Consider the following 15,349-nt stretch of genomic DNA (forward strand, 5'->3'; position numbering starts at 1 on the left):
CCCCTTTTAGTGCGCGACGGCCGCACGGTCGAGCGCGGGCCACAGAGGCTGCATCGCTGCCGTGAGCCGCGACCAGAGCGCATATGCCTCGTCGAGTTGGCCATGTCGTTCGGTGTCCGGAACGTATGTGTGCGCAACCCGGCACGCGCGCGCGGTCGCATCGGAAAGCGAGGCGAAAACACCCACGCTGACACCGGCGCAGAGCGCAGCGCCAAGCGCGCTGGCCTCCGGACTCCCGGGAATATCGATCGCGACGCCGAGAACATCGGCGAATAGCTGGGCAAGCAGAGGACTCGACGAGCCTCCGCCAGTCAGCCCGGCCCGACGTGCAGGAAACGCGCTCGTCAATGCTTCGACGTGCCAACGGTGATTGAACACCATGCCTTCGAGCACGGCACGCGCCAGATGCGCGCGACGATGCCACGAGCGTATGCCGAAGAACGACGCACTCGCCGGGTGCTCGAACGGCGAGCCGAACAGGAACGGATGAAACATGACCGAACTCGGCTCCGCGAAGGCCGCTTGCACTTCGTCGCCGATCAGGTCGAACAACGCGCAACCAAGCCGCGCGGCTTCCTGCGTTTCGTGCTGAAAGAGTTCGCGCAACGCCCAGTCGACGTTGCTCGATGAAGCAGGCGAGATGGACATGTTCATCCACTGGCCGGGGCGCGTGCCGTTGCGGCACGACCAGCGCGGATCCCGTTGCGGTCGATCGGAGAGGATTTCGTTGATGCTGAACGTGCCCGCCGTAATCGAAATAACACCCGGTTCGATGTTGCCCATGCCGAGCGCGCTTGACGTGACGTCGTGCAGCCCGCAGGCAACCGGCGTGCCTTCCTTCAAACCGGTCTGTGCGGCGGCCTGCGCGGTGATCCGGCCAGCGGCCGACGCCGAAGCGATGATCTCCGGCAGTGCATGACCGATCGACGGCAGGCCGTAGAGCGCGAGGACATCGTCGCTGTAGGTCTGCGTATCGACATTGGTGAAGGACGAACTCGCTTCGGTCGGATCGGTGGCCGGCACGCCGGTCAGGCATAGACGCAGCCAGTCCTTGCAAAAGAGCACGTGGCCGATCTTCGCAAAGCGTTCGGGCTCGTTGAGCTGGATCCACTTGAGCAGGCTCACCGCGGCGTAGGGATAGGGCTGCTGGCCCGTTAGCGTTAGTGCTTTTTCGAGCACGCCTGCCTCACGCCAGCGTTCGGTGACGTCGAATGCGCGACTGTCGAGCGAGAGGATGCCTGGTCCGAGCGGCGCGCCGGCGCGGTCGACGAGATAGAGCCCGTCGCCGTGCCCGGTCACGCCCACGGCCGCGATCGAGTCCGCCGGAATCTTGTGCAACGCATCACGGATGGCGCCGCAGGCCGCTGCCCAAACCTCTTGCATGTCCCGTTCGACGTGCCGCGCTCGCGGTTGGCGCTGTTCGACGCGCCGGCTTCCCACCGCGACGGTGCGTCCGGATGTGTCGAAGACGACGGCCTTGGTGGCGGTCGAACCGCTGTCGACGCCGAGTAGATAGCGTTCCATCGTGTCTCCATGCTGTTTTTGGTGCTTCGCAGCAACTTTCTTCCGGCCCTTGAACAGGTGCAGACCATCCAGGGTTATCGCGGATGGCAGCCGGCGAAAGGAATGCTTACCTTGAAGTCACTGAAATAAATTTCAACTCACGAAAAAAATATCACTTTTCGTGGGTGCATGGAGACAACATGACGAAAATCGCCGGAAAGCGTGACGCCGAGGACAGTCTTGCGATACGCGCGGCCTGGCTGCACTACGCAGCCGGACAGACCCAGGCCGACGTCGCATCGCGACTCGGCGTGAGCAGCGTCAAGGCGCACCGGTTGATCACGCGCGCCAATCAGAGCGGCGCGATCAAGTTCACGATCGACGGCGATGTCGCCGAGTGCGTCGTGCTCGAAGCCGAACTGGCCCAGCGCTATGGCTTGAGCTATTGCGAAGTGGTGCCGGATCTGCACGAAGGCGACTTGCCGTTGCGCGCGCTGGGCGTCGCGGGGGCGTACTTCCTGCAACGCGAGATCGCGGCGCGCCAGGACGGCGTGATCGGCATCGGGCACGGGCGCACGCTCGCCGCCGTGGTCGCGAACATTCCGCGCATGGACGCGGGCACGGTGCGTTTCGTGTCGCTGCTCGGCGGCGTGACGCGCAAGTACACCGCGAATCCGTACGACGTCATCCACAAGCTCGCCGACCAGACGGGCGCGGTGTCGTACGTGCTGCCGCTGCCGTTTTTTGCCAATACGGCGGAGGATCGCGAGGTGCTGCTCTCGCAGCGTGGCGTGCGCGAAGTGTTCGATCTCGCTGCGCATGCGGATTTGATGGTCGTCGGCATCGGCTCGGTAGATGAGGACGCGCAGCTCGTCGCGTCGCAGATGATCGAACCGGCGGAAATCGAGGAAGTGCGCAGCAAGGGCGGCAAGGGCGAACTGCTCGGCCATTTTTTCAGCGATGCCGGCGAATCCGTCGAAACGTCGCTGGCGGCGCGCACGGTGGCGCCTCCGTTGGCCGATCTGACGAGCCGGCGCATCGTGGCCATTGCCGGAGGCGCGTCGAAGATCGCGGCCATCCGCGCCGTCCTGAAGAGCGGCCTCCTTAGCGGCTTGATCACCGACGAGGCCACGGCGCTCGCGCTGAATGGCGACCCGGTCGAGAAGGAAGCGCCGTGATGGACAAGGTCATGGGCACAGTCAAGGGCAACGCGGCACGAGATCTCCTCGTCGGCATCGACGCGGGCACCTCGGTCATCAAGGCCGTGGCCTTCGATTTGTCGGGACGGCAGATTGCCGTGGCCTCGCTGCCCAATCGCTACACGACCAGCGCCGATGGCGCGGCGACCCAGTCGCTCGCGCAAACCTGGGCCGATTGCGCGCAGACCTTGCGCGATCTCGGCTCCAAGGTCGAGGGCCTCGCGCAGCGCACGCAGGCGCTGGCGGTCACGGGCCAGGGCGATGGCACGTGGCTCGTCGGTGCGGGCAACCAGCCCGCAAGCGACGCCTGGCTGTGGCTCGACGCGCGCGCCGCGAACACGGTGCGTGCCTTGCAGGAAGGTCCCGCGAGTCGCGCGCGCTTCGAGGCGACCGGCACCGGGCTCGCCGCATGCAGCCAGGGCGCGCAGATCGCCCATATGGCCGCGACGATGCCGGACGTGCTGGCGCGCGCCGAAGTCGCACTGCATTGCAAGGACTGGCTGTATCTCAATCTCACCGGCGTGCGCGCGACCGATCCGTCGGAGGCCAGCTTCACCTACGGCAACTTCCGCACGCGCCGCTACGACGACGCGGTCATCGACGCACTCGGCCTGAGCGCGCGGCGCGGCCTGCTGCCCGAGATCATCGACGGGACCGAACTCACGCATCCGCTCTCTGCGCAGGCCGCAGCCGAGACGGGCCTGCTGGCCGGTACGCCCGTGTCTCTCGGCTTCGTCGATATTGTGCTGACGGCGCTGGGCGCGGGCATCCACACCGAAGGCGCGGCGGGCGCGAGCTGCTCGATCGTCGGCTCGACGGGCATGCACATGCGGGCCATGCGCAACGAAAACGTGCATCTGAACGCGGAAGGCACGGGCTATGTCATCGCGCTGCCGTTGCCGGGCATGTCGGCGCAGGTGCAGTCGAACATGGCGGCCACGCTGAACGTCGACTGGGTGCTCAATCTCGCCTGCGATCTGCTCACGCAGTTCGGCACGAGCCTTTCGCGCAGCGACCGGATCAAATGCATCGACGGCTGGCTGCAGGAGGGGCGGCCGGGCTCGCTGCTGTATCACCCCTACATCTCGGATGCAGGCGAACGCGGGCCGTTTGTCGAGCCCAACGCGCGCGCGGACTTCATTGGACTGACGAGCGAGAGCCGTTATCCGGACCTGGTCCGCGCCGTGGTCGAAGGGCTCGGGATGGCCGCACGCGACTGCTACACGTCGATGGGCATACCCATGCCGGACGAGCTGCGCCTGACCGGCGGCGCGACGCGTTCGCGCGCGTTGCGCGGCGTGCTCGGCGCCGTGGTCGGCGCGCCCACGCGGATCTCCACCCGCGAGGAAGCGGGCGCGGCCGGCGCAGCCATGATGGCGGCGGTCGCGCTCGGCGTGTATCCGAACATGAATGCGTGCATCGCCGAATGGGTGACGCCGTTGCTGGGACAGCCCGAGTCGCCCGATGCGGAACTGACCCGGTTGTACGCGCAACTTTTTCCCGCGTATCGCAAGGCACGCGAGGCGCTGGTGCCGACGTGGGCGGAAACGGCCCGATTGCTGAAATCGCGGCATCGGCCAGTTTCCGCAAGCCTCAACTAACGTCGAACATGGAACGTGAGATGAGCGAGAAGGACATGGTGGACCTGTGTGTCATCGGCGGCGGCATCAATGGCGCGGGTATCGCGCGCGATGCGGCGGGCCGCGGGCTGTCGGTAATGCTGTGCGAGAAGGACGATCTCGCGCAGGGCACGTCGTCGCGTTCCGGCAAGCTGGTTCATGGCGGCCTGCGTTATCTGGAGTACTACGAATTCCGGCTCGTGCGCGAGGCGCTGATCGAGCGCGAAGTGCTGCTCAACGCCGCGCCGCATATCATCTGGCCGCTGCGTTTCGTGCTGCCGCACAGTCCCGGCGATCGTCCCGCCTGGCTCGTGCGCACCGGCCTGTTCCTGTACGACCATCTCGGCGGCCGCAAGAAACTGCCGGGCACGCGCTCGCTCGATCTGTGGCGCAATCCCGAAGGCGCGCCGATCAAGGACGAGTACCGCAAAGGCTTCGAGTATTCCGACTGCTGGGTCGACGACGCGCGCCTCGTGGTGCTCAACGCCGTCGACGCTGCTCGGCGCGGCGCCGAAGTGCTCACGCGCACCGCGTTCGTTTCGGCGCGGCGCGAGGGCGGGGCGTGGCGCGTGGAACTGCGCGACGCGCGCAACGGTGCGACGCGGGTGGTGAGCGCGCGGGCGCTGGTCAACGCGGCCGGACCCTGGGTGTCCGAAGTGATCGGGCGCGCGGGCGCGCAGTCGACGCGCAAGGTGCGGCTCGTCAAGGGCAGCCATCTCGTCACGCCGAAGTTCTGGGAAGGTCCGCATTCGTACCTCGTGCAGAACCACGACAAGCGCGTGATCTTCATCAACGCGTACGAAGGCGACAAGGCGCTCATTGGGACGACCGACGTCGCCTGGGACGGCGCCCCGGAAACGGTGGCGATCACGAACGACGAGATCGACTATCTGCTCTCCGCGGTGAACCGCTATTTCAAGCATCCGTTGCGCAAGCAGGACATCGTGGAGACGTTCTCGGGCGTGCGCCCGCTCTACGACGACGGCAAGGGCAATCCGTCGGCGGTCACGCGCGATTACGTGTTCGACCTGGACGTTAGCGGCGGCGCGCCGCTATTGAATGTCTTCGGCGGCAAGATCACCACCTTTCGCAAGCTCGCCGAGCACGCGCTGCAAAAGCTGCAGCCGACCTTCCCGAAGATGGGTGCGGACTGGACCGCAGCCGCGACGCTGCCCGGTGGCGACATCGAAGGCGCCGACGTGCCGCGTTTCATGGCGAAGCTCCAGGCGCAGTATGAATGGCTGCCGCGCAACCTGTTGCGCTATTACACGCAGACGCACGGCACGCTGACGGCCCGGGTGATCAACGGCGCGACTTCGCTCGCCGGTCTGGGCCAGCAGTTCGGTCCCACCTTTTACGAGGCGGAGGCACGTTATTTGATGGCTAACGAATGGGCTGAGTCGGCCGACGACATGCTCACGCGGCGCACCAAGCACGGCTTGCACATGAGCGCCGCGCAAAAGGCCGCCTTCGGAGTCTGGCTCGACGGCCTCGTCAGGAAATCCGCGTAAGCGGGCGGGCCGCAACCCCGAGGCAACCCATAGGACACGAGACGAACATGGCATTCACACTCGCACTGAACACGAATCCGCTGGTGAACCGCTTCGCGGAGCCGGGCGACCTGATCGACGCCATCGCGCACGACATGAAGATCCGTGACGTGCAGTTGACTCACGAGTTCATCAATCCGTCGTGGCCGGCAGCAACGACGCGCAGGCTGACGCGCGAGATGCGCGCGGCGATGACGCGTACCGGCGTGCGCATCACGTCCGGCATGACGGGGCCCTACGGGCGGCTGAACCACTTCGGTCATCCGGACGCCGAGGTGCGCCGCTACTACGTCGACTGGTTCAAGACCTTCGCGGATATCACGGCCGACCTGGGCGGCGATTCGATCGGCACGCAGTTCGCCATCTTCACCTACAAGGACTTCGACGACCGGGCGCGCCGCGACGCGCTGATTCAAACCGCGATCGATTGCTGGGCCGAAGTCGCCGAACATGCGAAGGCGGCGGGGCTGAAATACGTGTTCTGGGAACCCATGTCGATCGGCCGCGAGTTCGGCGAGACCATTGCCGCGTGCATGGCGCTGCAGGACAAGCTGAGCGCCGCGAACATGGCGATCCCCATGTGGATGATGGCCGATATCGACCACGGCGACGTCACGAGCCCCAATCCCGACGACTTCGACCCCTATGCGTGGGCGCGCGCCGTGCCGAAGGTGTCGCCGATCATTCACATCAAGCAGTCGCTGATGGACAAGGGTGGTCATCGTCCTTTCACCGCCGAGTTCAACGCGCGCGGCCGCATTCAGCCCGAGCCGCTGATCAAGGCGCTGCACGAAGGCGGCGGACGCGACAACGAGATTTGCCTCGAGCTGTCGTTCAAGGAGCGCGAGCCGACCGACCGGCAAGTCGTCGAGCAGATCGCCGAATCCGTGGCGTTCTGGGCCCCGCATTTCGATTCCGGCGTTGCCGATCTGAATATCTGAGGAGATCCGACGATGCACGGCACGAGGACACAGAAACTGATCAACGACGGCGACGCTGCCGTCGACGAGATGCTGGAAGGCATCATGGCCGCCCACGGCGACCTGCTCACGCGCAACGACAGCGCGCCGCGCGCGATCGTCGCGCGCAACGGGCCGCGGGCCGGCAAGGTGGCGCTCGTCATCGGCGGCGGATCGGGCCATGAGCCGACGTTTCTGGGCTTCGTCGGCAAGGGGCTGGCCGACGCGGCGGTGATCGGCAACGTCTTCGCCTCGCCGCCGCCGCAACCGGCCGTGGACGCCGCGCTCGCCGCGCATGGCGGCGCGGGCGTGCTGTTCATGTACGGCAACTACGCCGGCGACGTGATGAATTTCGACATGGCCACCGAGATGCTCGAACTCGAGGGCGTCGAGGCGCGCACGGTGCTGACGACCGACGACATCGCCTCGGCGCCGCGCGAGAAGCGCGCAACGCGCCGCGGCGTGGCGGGCAACGTGTTCATCTTCAAGGCGGCGGGTGCCGCCGCCGATCTGATGATGCCGCTCGACGAAGTGGAGCGCGTGGCACGTCATGCCAACGCGCGCACCTACACATTGGGGGTGGCGCTCGCGCCGTGCTCGCTGCCGCAAACGCGACGTCCGAACTTCGAGATCGCGGCCGGTGAAATGGAAATCGGCATGGGCATTCACGGCGAGCCGGGCATGCGTCGCGAGGCGCTGCGCACGGCCGACGCCATCACCGACGAAATCATGGACGCGATCCTCGCCGAGATGGACGCGGCAAAAGGCGATCGCGTTGCCGTACTCGTGAACTCGCTCGGTTCCACGCCGCTGATGGAGCTGTACATCCTCAACCGCCGCGTGGCGCAACGGCTCAAGGATGCGGGGCTCGTGGTGCATCGCACGCTGGTCGGGCCGCTTTGCACGTCGCTCGAAATGGCGGGCGCGTCGATCACCGTGATGCATCTGGACGACGAACTCCAGCGCCTCATCGATCACCCGTGCGAATGCGCGATGTTTCAGCAGAGGGCCGCATGATGCCCGCGCTGACCACCGCCGATATGGCACGCCTGTTCCGCGAACTCGCGGACGCCATCGCGAAGGCGCGCGACGAGCTGTGCCGGCTCGATGGCGAGATCGGCGACGCGGACCACGGTATCGCGATGGAGCAGGGTTTTAGCGCCGCCTCGAAAGCGATCGAGACACTGCCGACGGAAGCCACGCTCGCGGATCAGTGGAACGCGGCGGCCAAGGGTTTTCTGAACGCGGTGGGCGCGTCGTCGGGACCGCTCTATGCCACCGCATTCATGCGCGCGGCCAAGGTTGCCGGTGCGCGCCAGGCTCTGCCACTGAACGAGGCGCCGGGCCTGATCGTTGCGATGGCCGAAGGCATCCGCTCGCGCGGCCGGGCCGAAGTCGGCGAAAAGACCATGGTCGATGTCTGGGCGCCCGCGGCGGCCGCGATCGAACAAGGCATGGAGGAGGGCTTGCCGGTGCGCGAGATCATGACGCGCGCGGGCAAAGCGGCAACGGCGGGCGCCGAGTCGACGATCTCGATGGTCGCGACCAAGGGCCGGTCGTCGCGTCTCGGTGAACGCAGCATCGGACACATGGACCCGGGTGCGGCGTCTGCTGCGATGGTGGTGAATGTGATCGTAGAAAACTGGAGGAGACATGGCACGGATTAATTGGGCAGACGGTCGGCAAAGCCGTCATTCCGACGCAAGGGAGGTGAGCCAATGAGCGCCATTGCTCCATCGACGAAGGGTCATTCCGGGCACAAGGCTCGCCTCGTGATCGAAGTGGTGTTGCTGGTGATTTTGCTGGTTGCGATGGCAATGAGCACGAAGGTCGTGAAGATCGGCTCCAGCGCGGACTCGCAGACCCAGGAATTCGAACCGGCCGCCTACGGCAAGAAGCAGTTCCCGAAGACCCAGGCCGCCATCGAAAAGCGCGCGGTCGATGCCGCCACGCTGGCCGCGGCCATCGCCAAGGATCAGGACGCGGCGGGCAAGCAGTACGGTGTGGCCGGCGGCGGCGTGGGTCCCGAGATGTCGGTGAAATTCACCGGTGTAGCGGGCAAGGAAGATGCGGGCGTGTACGAAGTGAAGGTGCCCGGTTTGCCTGACTCGCTCGTCGTGCGCGTGCAAACGGGACCGGCAATCAACGGCACGGATCTGCGCGACGCCACCGGCGACATCAGCTTCGGCCAGTTCACCAACCAGATCGACTACCAGAACGCCGGCTACGCGATCAATGCGGAAATGAAGAAACAGGTCCTGTCGAAGGTCGATACGACCAAACTGACCGGCAAGACCGTCTCGGTCGTCGGCGTATTCCAGCTGATCAATCCGAACGGCTGGCTCGTTACTCCTGTGAAGCTGGACGTCAAATGAGCACCGCGACCCCAATCACGACACCTGCCGCAACGAAGGACGGCGTCCTGCTGTCCGCGCGCAACATCGTCAAGTCTTACGGCGGCGTGCATGCCCTGAAGGGCGTGAACTTCGAGATCCATCGCGGCAAGGTCACGACGCTGTTCGGCGAGAACGGCGCAGGCAAGTCGACCCTGATGAAGATCCTGTCCGGCGTGGAAAAGCCTACGTCGGGTGAGATCGAACTCGACGGCGAGCCTGTCGCCTTCGCCTCGTCGAGCGATGCGCGCGATCACGGCATCTCGATCATTCACCAGGAGCTGAGCCTCGCGCCCAATCTGAGCGTGCGCGACAACATCTTCATGGGCCGCGAGCTGCGCACGCCGACCGGCGTGGACTTCGCCGAGGAGGCGCGCCAGACGCAGGCACTGATGGTCGACCTCGAAGAAGAGATCGACCCGATGACGCTGGTCCACGACCTGCGCCTCGGCCAGCAGCAGGTGGTCGAGATCGCCCGTGCGCTCTCGGTCGACTCGCGCATCCTCATCATGGACGAGCCGACGTCCGCGTTGAGCGCTTCCGAGGTCGAGGTGCTCTTCAAGGTGATTCGCGACCTGACGAGCCGCGGCGTGTCGATCGTGTACATCTCGCATCATCTCGAAGAGGCGTTGCAGGTCACGGACTACGCCGTGGTCCTGCGCGACGGCAGGATCACCGCCACGGCGCAGCGCAAGGACATCGATCTAGGCTGGATCGTGCGCAACATGGTCGGCGAGAACTTCGATCTCGGCTCGCCGCCGACGGGTTACGCGTTCGGCGACGTCGCGCTCGATATCGACGACATCAGCGTCGCCGACGAATCGGGCACGGGCACCTCGGTGGTCGATCATCTGTCGCTCAAGGTGCGCGCCGGTGAAATCGTCTGCATCTACGGCTTGATGGGCGCAGGCCGCACGGAACTGCTCGAAGCGGTGGCCGGGCGCACGCACCTTCCCGTCACAGGCGGCAAGGTCCTGCTCGAAGGCGAGGACATGGCGTCGCTGAGCATTAGCGGGCGCATCGCGAAGGGTCTCGTGCTGGTGCCGGAGGACCGGCAGCGCGATGGCCTCGTGCCGACCATGAGCGTGGGCTCGAACATGTCGCTCGCGAGCATCCGCTCCTTCGTGAAGGGATTCCTGATGTCGCCTGGCGCCGAACGCGAACTCGTAGGCGAATCGATCCGCAACGTGCACGTCAAGACCTCGGGAGCGGGGGCATCGATCCGTTCGCTCTCGGGCGGTAATCAGCAGAAGGTGGTGATCGGCAAGATGCTGGCGACCGGCCCGAAAGTCATCCTGCTCGACGAACCCAGCCGCGGCATCGACATCGGCGCGAAAGCGGAAGTGTTTCGTCTGCTCGCGGAAAACGCGAAGCAAGGTCTGGCCGTGGTCTATTCGACTTCGGAAGTCGGGGAGTGTCTGAGCGTCGCGCATCGCATCATCGTCATGCGGCGCGGCAAGATATCCGCCGAATTCGGACCGGATGCCAACAAGGACGACATCATGGCCGCCTCGGGCGAAGCCGTGGTTGTCTGATCGTAGCAATGCCAGGAGACATTCAACATGAACCATGCCGCCAAAACACCGAGATCCAGTCGCTTCGGCGGAGAAGGGCTTGACTTCGGCAAGATCCTGCTCGAAGGACGTGCGTTTTTCGCGCTGATCGCCATTGTCATTATCTTTTCCTTTCTGTCACCTAATTATTTCGCACTAGAAAACTTCCTGACCATGGCCTCGCACGTGGCCATTTACGGGATCCTTGCGATCGGCATGCTGCTCGTGATCATCAACGGGGGGATCGACCTCTCGGTGGGCTCCACGCTCGGACTTTCCGGTGTCGTCGCGGGATTCTTCATGCAGGGCGTGACGCTGAACATGCTCGGCGTCGTGGTGTATCCGCCGGTGTGGGTGGTGGTCGTGCTGTGCTGCGCGCTCGGCGCGCTCATTGGCCTCATCAACGGGATTCTCATCGCGCGCTTCCGGGTGCCGGCCTTCGTCGCCACGCTCGGCGTCATGTATGTCGTGCGCGGGTTCGCGCTGCTGATGACCAACGGTCTCACCTACAACAACCTCGGCGGACAGGCCGATCTGGGCAATACCGGTTTCGACTGGCTTGGCTTCGACCGGCTGTTCAACGTGCCGGTGGGCGTGCTGATCCTGGTGGTGATCGCGGTGCTTTGCAGCCTCATGCTCAATCGCTCGGCATTTGGCCGCTGGCTGTATGCCTCGGGCGGCAACGCTCGCGCGGCGGAACTCTCCGGCGTGCCGGTGAAGCACGTGCAGATCAGCGTGTACATGCTCTCGGGCATCTGCGCGTCGATCGCCGGCCTGATTCTGTCCTCGCAGCTCACCTCCGCCGGTCCGACGGCGGGCACGAGCTACGAACTGACGGCCATCGCGGCCGTGGTGATCGGAGGCGCGTCGCTGATGGGCGGCACCGGCAATATCCGCGGCACGCTGCTCGGCGCATTCGTGATCGGCTTTCTGTCCGACGGTCTCGTGATCATCGGCATTTCGTCTTACTGGCAAACCGTATTCACCGGCGCGGTCATCGTCCTCGCGGTGTTGCTCAATGCCATTCAATATCGCCGCCGTGTCAAGCGTCCCGCGCCGACCGGTGGACAACTGGCTTCTTCGCAAGGCGGCGGCAAGGCTTGAGCCGTACGGCCGGCAAGCGAGAAGTGAATTGACGCTTTACACCATCATCCACTGAGGAGGAGACAACTCATGACCTTCAAGACAAAGACCACCATCCTTGCTGCCTTGGTTCTGGCCGCGCCCTTGTTCGCCGGACAGGCTCACGCAGCCGGCGGCCTCATCAGCATCATCGTCAACGATCCTGCGAACCCGTATTGGCTTGCCGAGGGCAACATCGCCTCCGCCGAAGCCAAAAAGCTCGGTTACACCGCCAATGTTTCCGCATCGAAGGGCGACACGAATACCGAGAGTCAGCAGATCGACACCGCCATCACCAACAAGTCGGTCGCGATCATTCTCGACCCGGCCAACGCGAGCGGTTCCGTTGGCGCCGTGAAGAAGGCGATCGCCGCGAAGATTCCAGTGTTCCTCGTCAATGCGGAAATCAATCAGCCGGGCCTCGCCAAGGCGCAGCTGGTGTCGAACAACGCTCAAGGCGCCGCCCTGGGTGCCCAGCAATGGGTCAAGGACGTCGGCTCGAAAGGCAACTACGTCGAACTGCTCGGCGCGCCGTCCGACAACAACGCCGCGACGCGCTCGAACGGCTACAAATCGGTGCTGAGCCAGTATCCGGATCTGAAGATGGTGGGCTCGCAAGTGGCCAACTGGGACCGCACGCAAGGTTTCAACGCCACGCAGAGCCTGATGCAGGCGCATCCGGACGTGATCGGTGTCATCAGCGGCAACGACGAAATGGCGCTCGGCGCGATCGCCGCGCTCAAGCAGGCCGGCAAGCTCAAGAGCGTGAAGGTCGGCGGCTTCGACGGTTCGCCCGCAGCGGTCGATGCGGTCAAGGCCGGCGAGTTGCAGTACACCGTGCTGCAACCGGTCGCCGAGTTCTCCGCCAAGGCGGTGCAGGAAGCCGACCAGTACCTGAAAACTGGCAAGACGGGCGCATCGAGCGAGAAGCAGCTGTTCGACTGCGTGCTGATCACCAAGGCGAACGCGTCGAAGTACACCGCACCGTTCGTGCTGTCGAAGTGAGTCGACTGGCGTATTGATCGATGTGCCGGACTGGCGGCTCGAGTCACTGCCGCCGGTTCCGGCGCGACATGCGCCGTGAGACGTGAGCGCATAGGCGCAACAAGGTAGCCATGACTGATTCCCTCTTTTGGGTCGGCACGAGCTGGAAGATGAACAAGACGCTGGCGGAAGCGATCGCTTTTGCCGAGCGCATGCTTGCCAGCCCCGACGACCCGCGAATTCAGTGCTTCGTGATTCCGCCTTTCACCGCGATTCGGGAAGTCAAATCCATTCTTGCGGAGACCGACATCAAGGTCGGCGCGCAAAACATGCACTGGGCCGAGCACGGCGCCTGGACCGGTGAGATAGCGCCGCCGATGCTGGTCGATTGCGGCATGGACCTCGTCGAACTCGGTCATTCCGAACGGCGCGAGCATTTCGGCGAAACCGACGACACCGTTGGCCTCAAGGTCGAGGCGGCCGTGCGCCATGGGCTGACGCCGTTGATCTGTATTGGCGAGACGCTAGAGGACAAGCAAAGCGGCCGCGCCGCAGAAGTGCTGGCTGGCGAGGTCCGCGGTGCACTGGCAAGACTCAGCCCGCAACAGCGCGCGGCGCCGATTCTGCTCGCGTACGAGCCGGTGTGGGCCATCGGCGAACACGGTGTTCCCGCCAGCCCCGAGTACGCCGATGCGCGACAAGCGGAAATCAGTCAGGTCGCGCAGGCGATTCTCGGCCGCCGCATCCCGTGCCTGTACGGCGGCTCGGTCAACCCCGGCAACTGCGCGGAGCTCACCGCCTGCCCGAATATCGACGGGCTCTTCATCGGTCGTTCGGCGTGGGATGTGAGCGGGTATCTGGACATATTGAAGCGCGTCGGGGCAGTGCTCTGACCTCGATGCGGGCTTGCCAACCCTTATTCTCAAGGAGATCGTCATGAAAGTGGCCATTGGAGGCGACAGTGCCGGAGTCGGATTGGCCCGGGTGCTGGCCGACTATCTGAAAGATCGTTACGACGTTTTCGAAGTGTCGAGCAACGAAGCGAATCCGAACGAGTTTTACGCCAATCTCTCGGACCGCGTGGCATCCGGCGTAATCAGCGGCACATACGATCGCGCGATTCTCGTATGCGGCACGGGCATCGGTGTCAGCATATCGGCGAACAAGGTACCGGGCATTCGCGCCGCGTTGTGCCACGACACTTACTCCGCGGAGCGCGCGGCGCTCTCGAACAACGCGCAGATCATCACAATGGGCTCGCGCGTGATCGGGCCGGAAGTGGCCAAGGCCATTGCCGATGCGTTTCTCGACAACACGTTCGACGAAAACGGGCGTAGCGCGGGGAACGTCGCGGCGATCAATGAGGTGGATTCGAAGTATCACCATCGGTGACGCTGCCGTAAATGCCATTGATGCTTTAAGACGGTTTCGGCGCACCCAACTCACGCGCGGCGCTTCACACGCGGCAGCACGCACAGCGCTTCATATGCGAGATTGGCGGCAAGCAGGGCGGTGGTGCCGAACGGATCGTACGGCGGCGCGACTTCGACCACATCGGCGCCCACCAGGTCGAGCCCCCATGCGCCACGAATGATCTCGAGGGCTTGCGGGACCGTCAATCCAGCGATCTCCGGCGTGCCGGTACCGGGCGCGTACGCCGGGTCGATGCCGTCGATATCGAAACTCAGATACACCGGCCCTCCGCCAACCTGCTCGCGCACCTCTGCCATCAGCGGTTCGAGCGAGCGGTTCCAGCACTCCTCGGCCTGCACTACGCGAAAACCCTGTTCGCGGCACCAGTCGAAGTCTTCGGCGGCGTAGCCGGTGCCGCGCAAGCCGATCTGCACCACGCGCTGGCAGTCGAGCAGACCTTCCTCGACCGCGCGGCGAAACGGCGTGCCGTGCGCAATCTTCTCGCCCATCATCGTGTCGTTGACGTCAGCGTGAGCGTCGACGTGTATCAGGCCGACCTTGCCGTGCCTGCGATGAATGGCACGCAGGATCGGCAGCGTGATCGTATGGTCGCCGCCTAGCGTGATCGGCGTAGCACCGTGGCTCAGGATCGCGTCGTAGGCCGTCTCGATCCGGGCGATCGAATCGGGGAGGTTGTACGGATTGATCGCGACATCGCCGATATCCGCGACGCGCAGCGAATCGAACGGCGCGGCGCGTGTCGCCATGTTGTACGGGCGCAGCAACACCGATTCGGTGCGAATCTGGCGCGGCCCGTAGCGCGCGCCGGTGCGATTCGATGTGCCCAGATCGAACGGCACGCCCACGAAGCAGGCATCGAGCCCTTCGGCACTCTCCACGTTGGGCAGTCGCATCATCGTCGCGATCCCGCCGCAGCGCGGCATCGCGTTGCCGCCCAGGGGCTGGAAATATTCCGTGTTCATGATTCGCTCCAGTTGTATTCAGTCAGTTGCTTAAAAGCATTCGGTGAATGCATTTTCCGCGCGACGGCGGG

General features: G+C 64.8%; 14 protein-coding genes. 12 read left to right on the top strand and 2 right to left on the bottom strand.

The window, feature by feature from the left end:
* Positions 1 to 6: 6 nt before the first annotated feature.
* Positions 7 to 1,524 carry an FGGY-family carbohydrate kinase gene (locus AB4Y35_RS35250; RefSeq protein WP_368708034.1) on the bottom strand — a complete coding sequence of 506 codons (1,518 nt, stop codon included), beginning with the start codon at positions 1,522 to 1,524 and terminating at the stop codon, positions 7 to 9.
* A gap of 179 nt (positions 1,525 to 1,703) precedes the next feature.
* On the opposite strand from AB4Y35_RS35250, the gene AB4Y35_RS35255 reads away from it, so the two are divergent.
* The 12 genes from AB4Y35_RS35255 to AB4Y35_RS35310 all read left to right on the top strand — a co-directional run bounded on the left by AB4Y35_RS35255 (position 1,704) and on the right by AB4Y35_RS35310 (position 14,274).
* Positions 1,704 to 2,681: a sugar-binding transcriptional regulator gene (locus tag AB4Y35_RS35255; RefSeq protein ID WP_368708035.1), complete on the top strand. Its 978-nt coding sequence runs from the start codon at positions 1,704 to 1,706 to the stop codon at positions 2,679 to 2,681.
* A gap of 11 nt (positions 2,682 to 2,692) precedes the next feature.
* Positions 2,693 to 4,303 carry an FGGY-family carbohydrate kinase gene (locus AB4Y35_RS35260; RefSeq protein WP_368708036.1) on the top strand — a complete coding sequence of 537 codons (1,611 nt, stop codon included), beginning with the start codon at positions 2,693 to 2,695 and terminating at the stop codon, positions 4,301 to 4,303.
* 20 nt (positions 4,304 to 4,323) lie between these two features.
* Positions 4,324 to 5,832 carry a glycerol-3-phosphate dehydrogenase gene (locus AB4Y35_RS35265; RefSeq protein ID WP_368708037.1) on the top strand — a complete coding sequence of 503 codons (1,509 nt, stop codon included), beginning with the start codon at positions 4,324 to 4,326 and terminating at the stop codon, positions 5,830 to 5,832.
* A 47-nt stretch (positions 5,833 to 5,879) separates the two neighbouring features.
* On the top strand, positions 5,880 to 6,812 hold the full coding sequence (locus tag AB4Y35_RS35270) for a sugar phosphate isomerase/epimerase family protein (RefSeq protein ID WP_368708038.1): 933 nt from the start codon (positions 5,880 to 5,882) through the stop codon (positions 6,810 to 6,812).
* Between the two features lie 12 nt (positions 6,813 to 6,824).
* On the top strand, positions 6,825 to 7,847 hold the full coding sequence (locus AB4Y35_RS35275) for a dihydroxyacetone kinase subunit DhaK (protein WP_368708039.1): 1,023 nt from the start codon (positions 6,825 to 6,827) through the stop codon (positions 7,845 to 7,847).
* Entirely contained in the window at positions 7,844 to 8,497 is a 654-nt protein-coding gene (gene dhaL / locus AB4Y35_RS35280) for a dihydroxyacetone kinase subunit DhaL (protein WP_368708040.1), read from the top strand. Before AB4Y35_RS35275 ends, dhaL begins: the two co-directional genes overlap by 4 nt.
* 51 nt (positions 8,498 to 8,548) lie before the next feature.
* A complete protein-coding gene (locus AB4Y35_RS35285; protein WP_368708041.1) occupies positions 8,549 to 9,205 on the top strand; it encodes a DUF2291 family protein in 657 nt (218 codons plus the stop codon).
* On the top strand, positions 9,202 to 10,758 hold the full coding sequence (locus tag AB4Y35_RS35290; protein ID WP_368708042.1) for a sugar ABC transporter ATP-binding protein: 1,557 nt from the start codon (positions 9,202 to 9,204) through the stop codon (positions 10,756 to 10,758). Before AB4Y35_RS35285 ends, AB4Y35_RS35290 begins: the two co-directional genes overlap by 4 nt.
* A 27-nt stretch (positions 10,759 to 10,785) precedes the next feature.
* A complete protein-coding gene (locus tag AB4Y35_RS35295) occupies positions 10,786 to 11,880 on the top strand; it encodes an ABC transporter permease (protein WP_368708043.1) in 1,095 nt (364 codons plus the stop codon).
* Positions 11,881 to 11,949: 69 nt separating this feature from the next.
* The gene (locus tag AB4Y35_RS35300) at positions 11,950 to 12,903 is read left to right on the top strand and encodes a D-ribose ABC transporter substrate-binding protein (RefSeq protein WP_368708044.1); all 954 of its coding nucleotides are present in this window, start codon (positions 11,950 to 11,952) and stop codon (positions 12,901 to 12,903) included.
* 110 nt (positions 12,904 to 13,013) lie between these two features.
* Positions 13,014 to 13,775 (top strand): triose-phosphate isomerase, encoded by a 762-nt coding sequence (locus tag AB4Y35_RS35305; protein ID WP_368708045.1) that lies wholly within the window; start codon positions 13,014 to 13,016, stop codon positions 13,773 to 13,775.
* A 43-nt stretch (positions 13,776 to 13,818) separates the two neighbouring features.
* Positions 13,819 to 14,274: an RpiB/LacA/LacB family sugar-phosphate isomerase gene (locus AB4Y35_RS35310; protein ID WP_368708046.1), complete on the top strand. Its 456-nt coding sequence runs from the start codon at positions 13,819 to 13,821 to the stop codon at positions 14,272 to 14,274.
* 50 nt (positions 14,275 to 14,324) lie between these two features.
* Here AB4Y35_RS35310 and speB read toward each other — a convergent pair whose 3' ends face one another.
* Entirely contained in the window at positions 14,325 to 15,278 is a 954-nt protein-coding gene (gene speB / locus AB4Y35_RS35315) for an agmatinase (RefSeq protein ID WP_368708047.1), read from the bottom strand.
* Positions 15,279 to 15,349 lie beyond the last annotated feature (71 nt).

Source organism: Paraburkholderia sp. EG286A (assembly GCF_040965375.1).
Classification (GTDB): domain Bacteria; phylum Pseudomonadota; class Gammaproteobacteria; order Burkholderiales; family Burkholderiaceae; genus Paraburkholderia.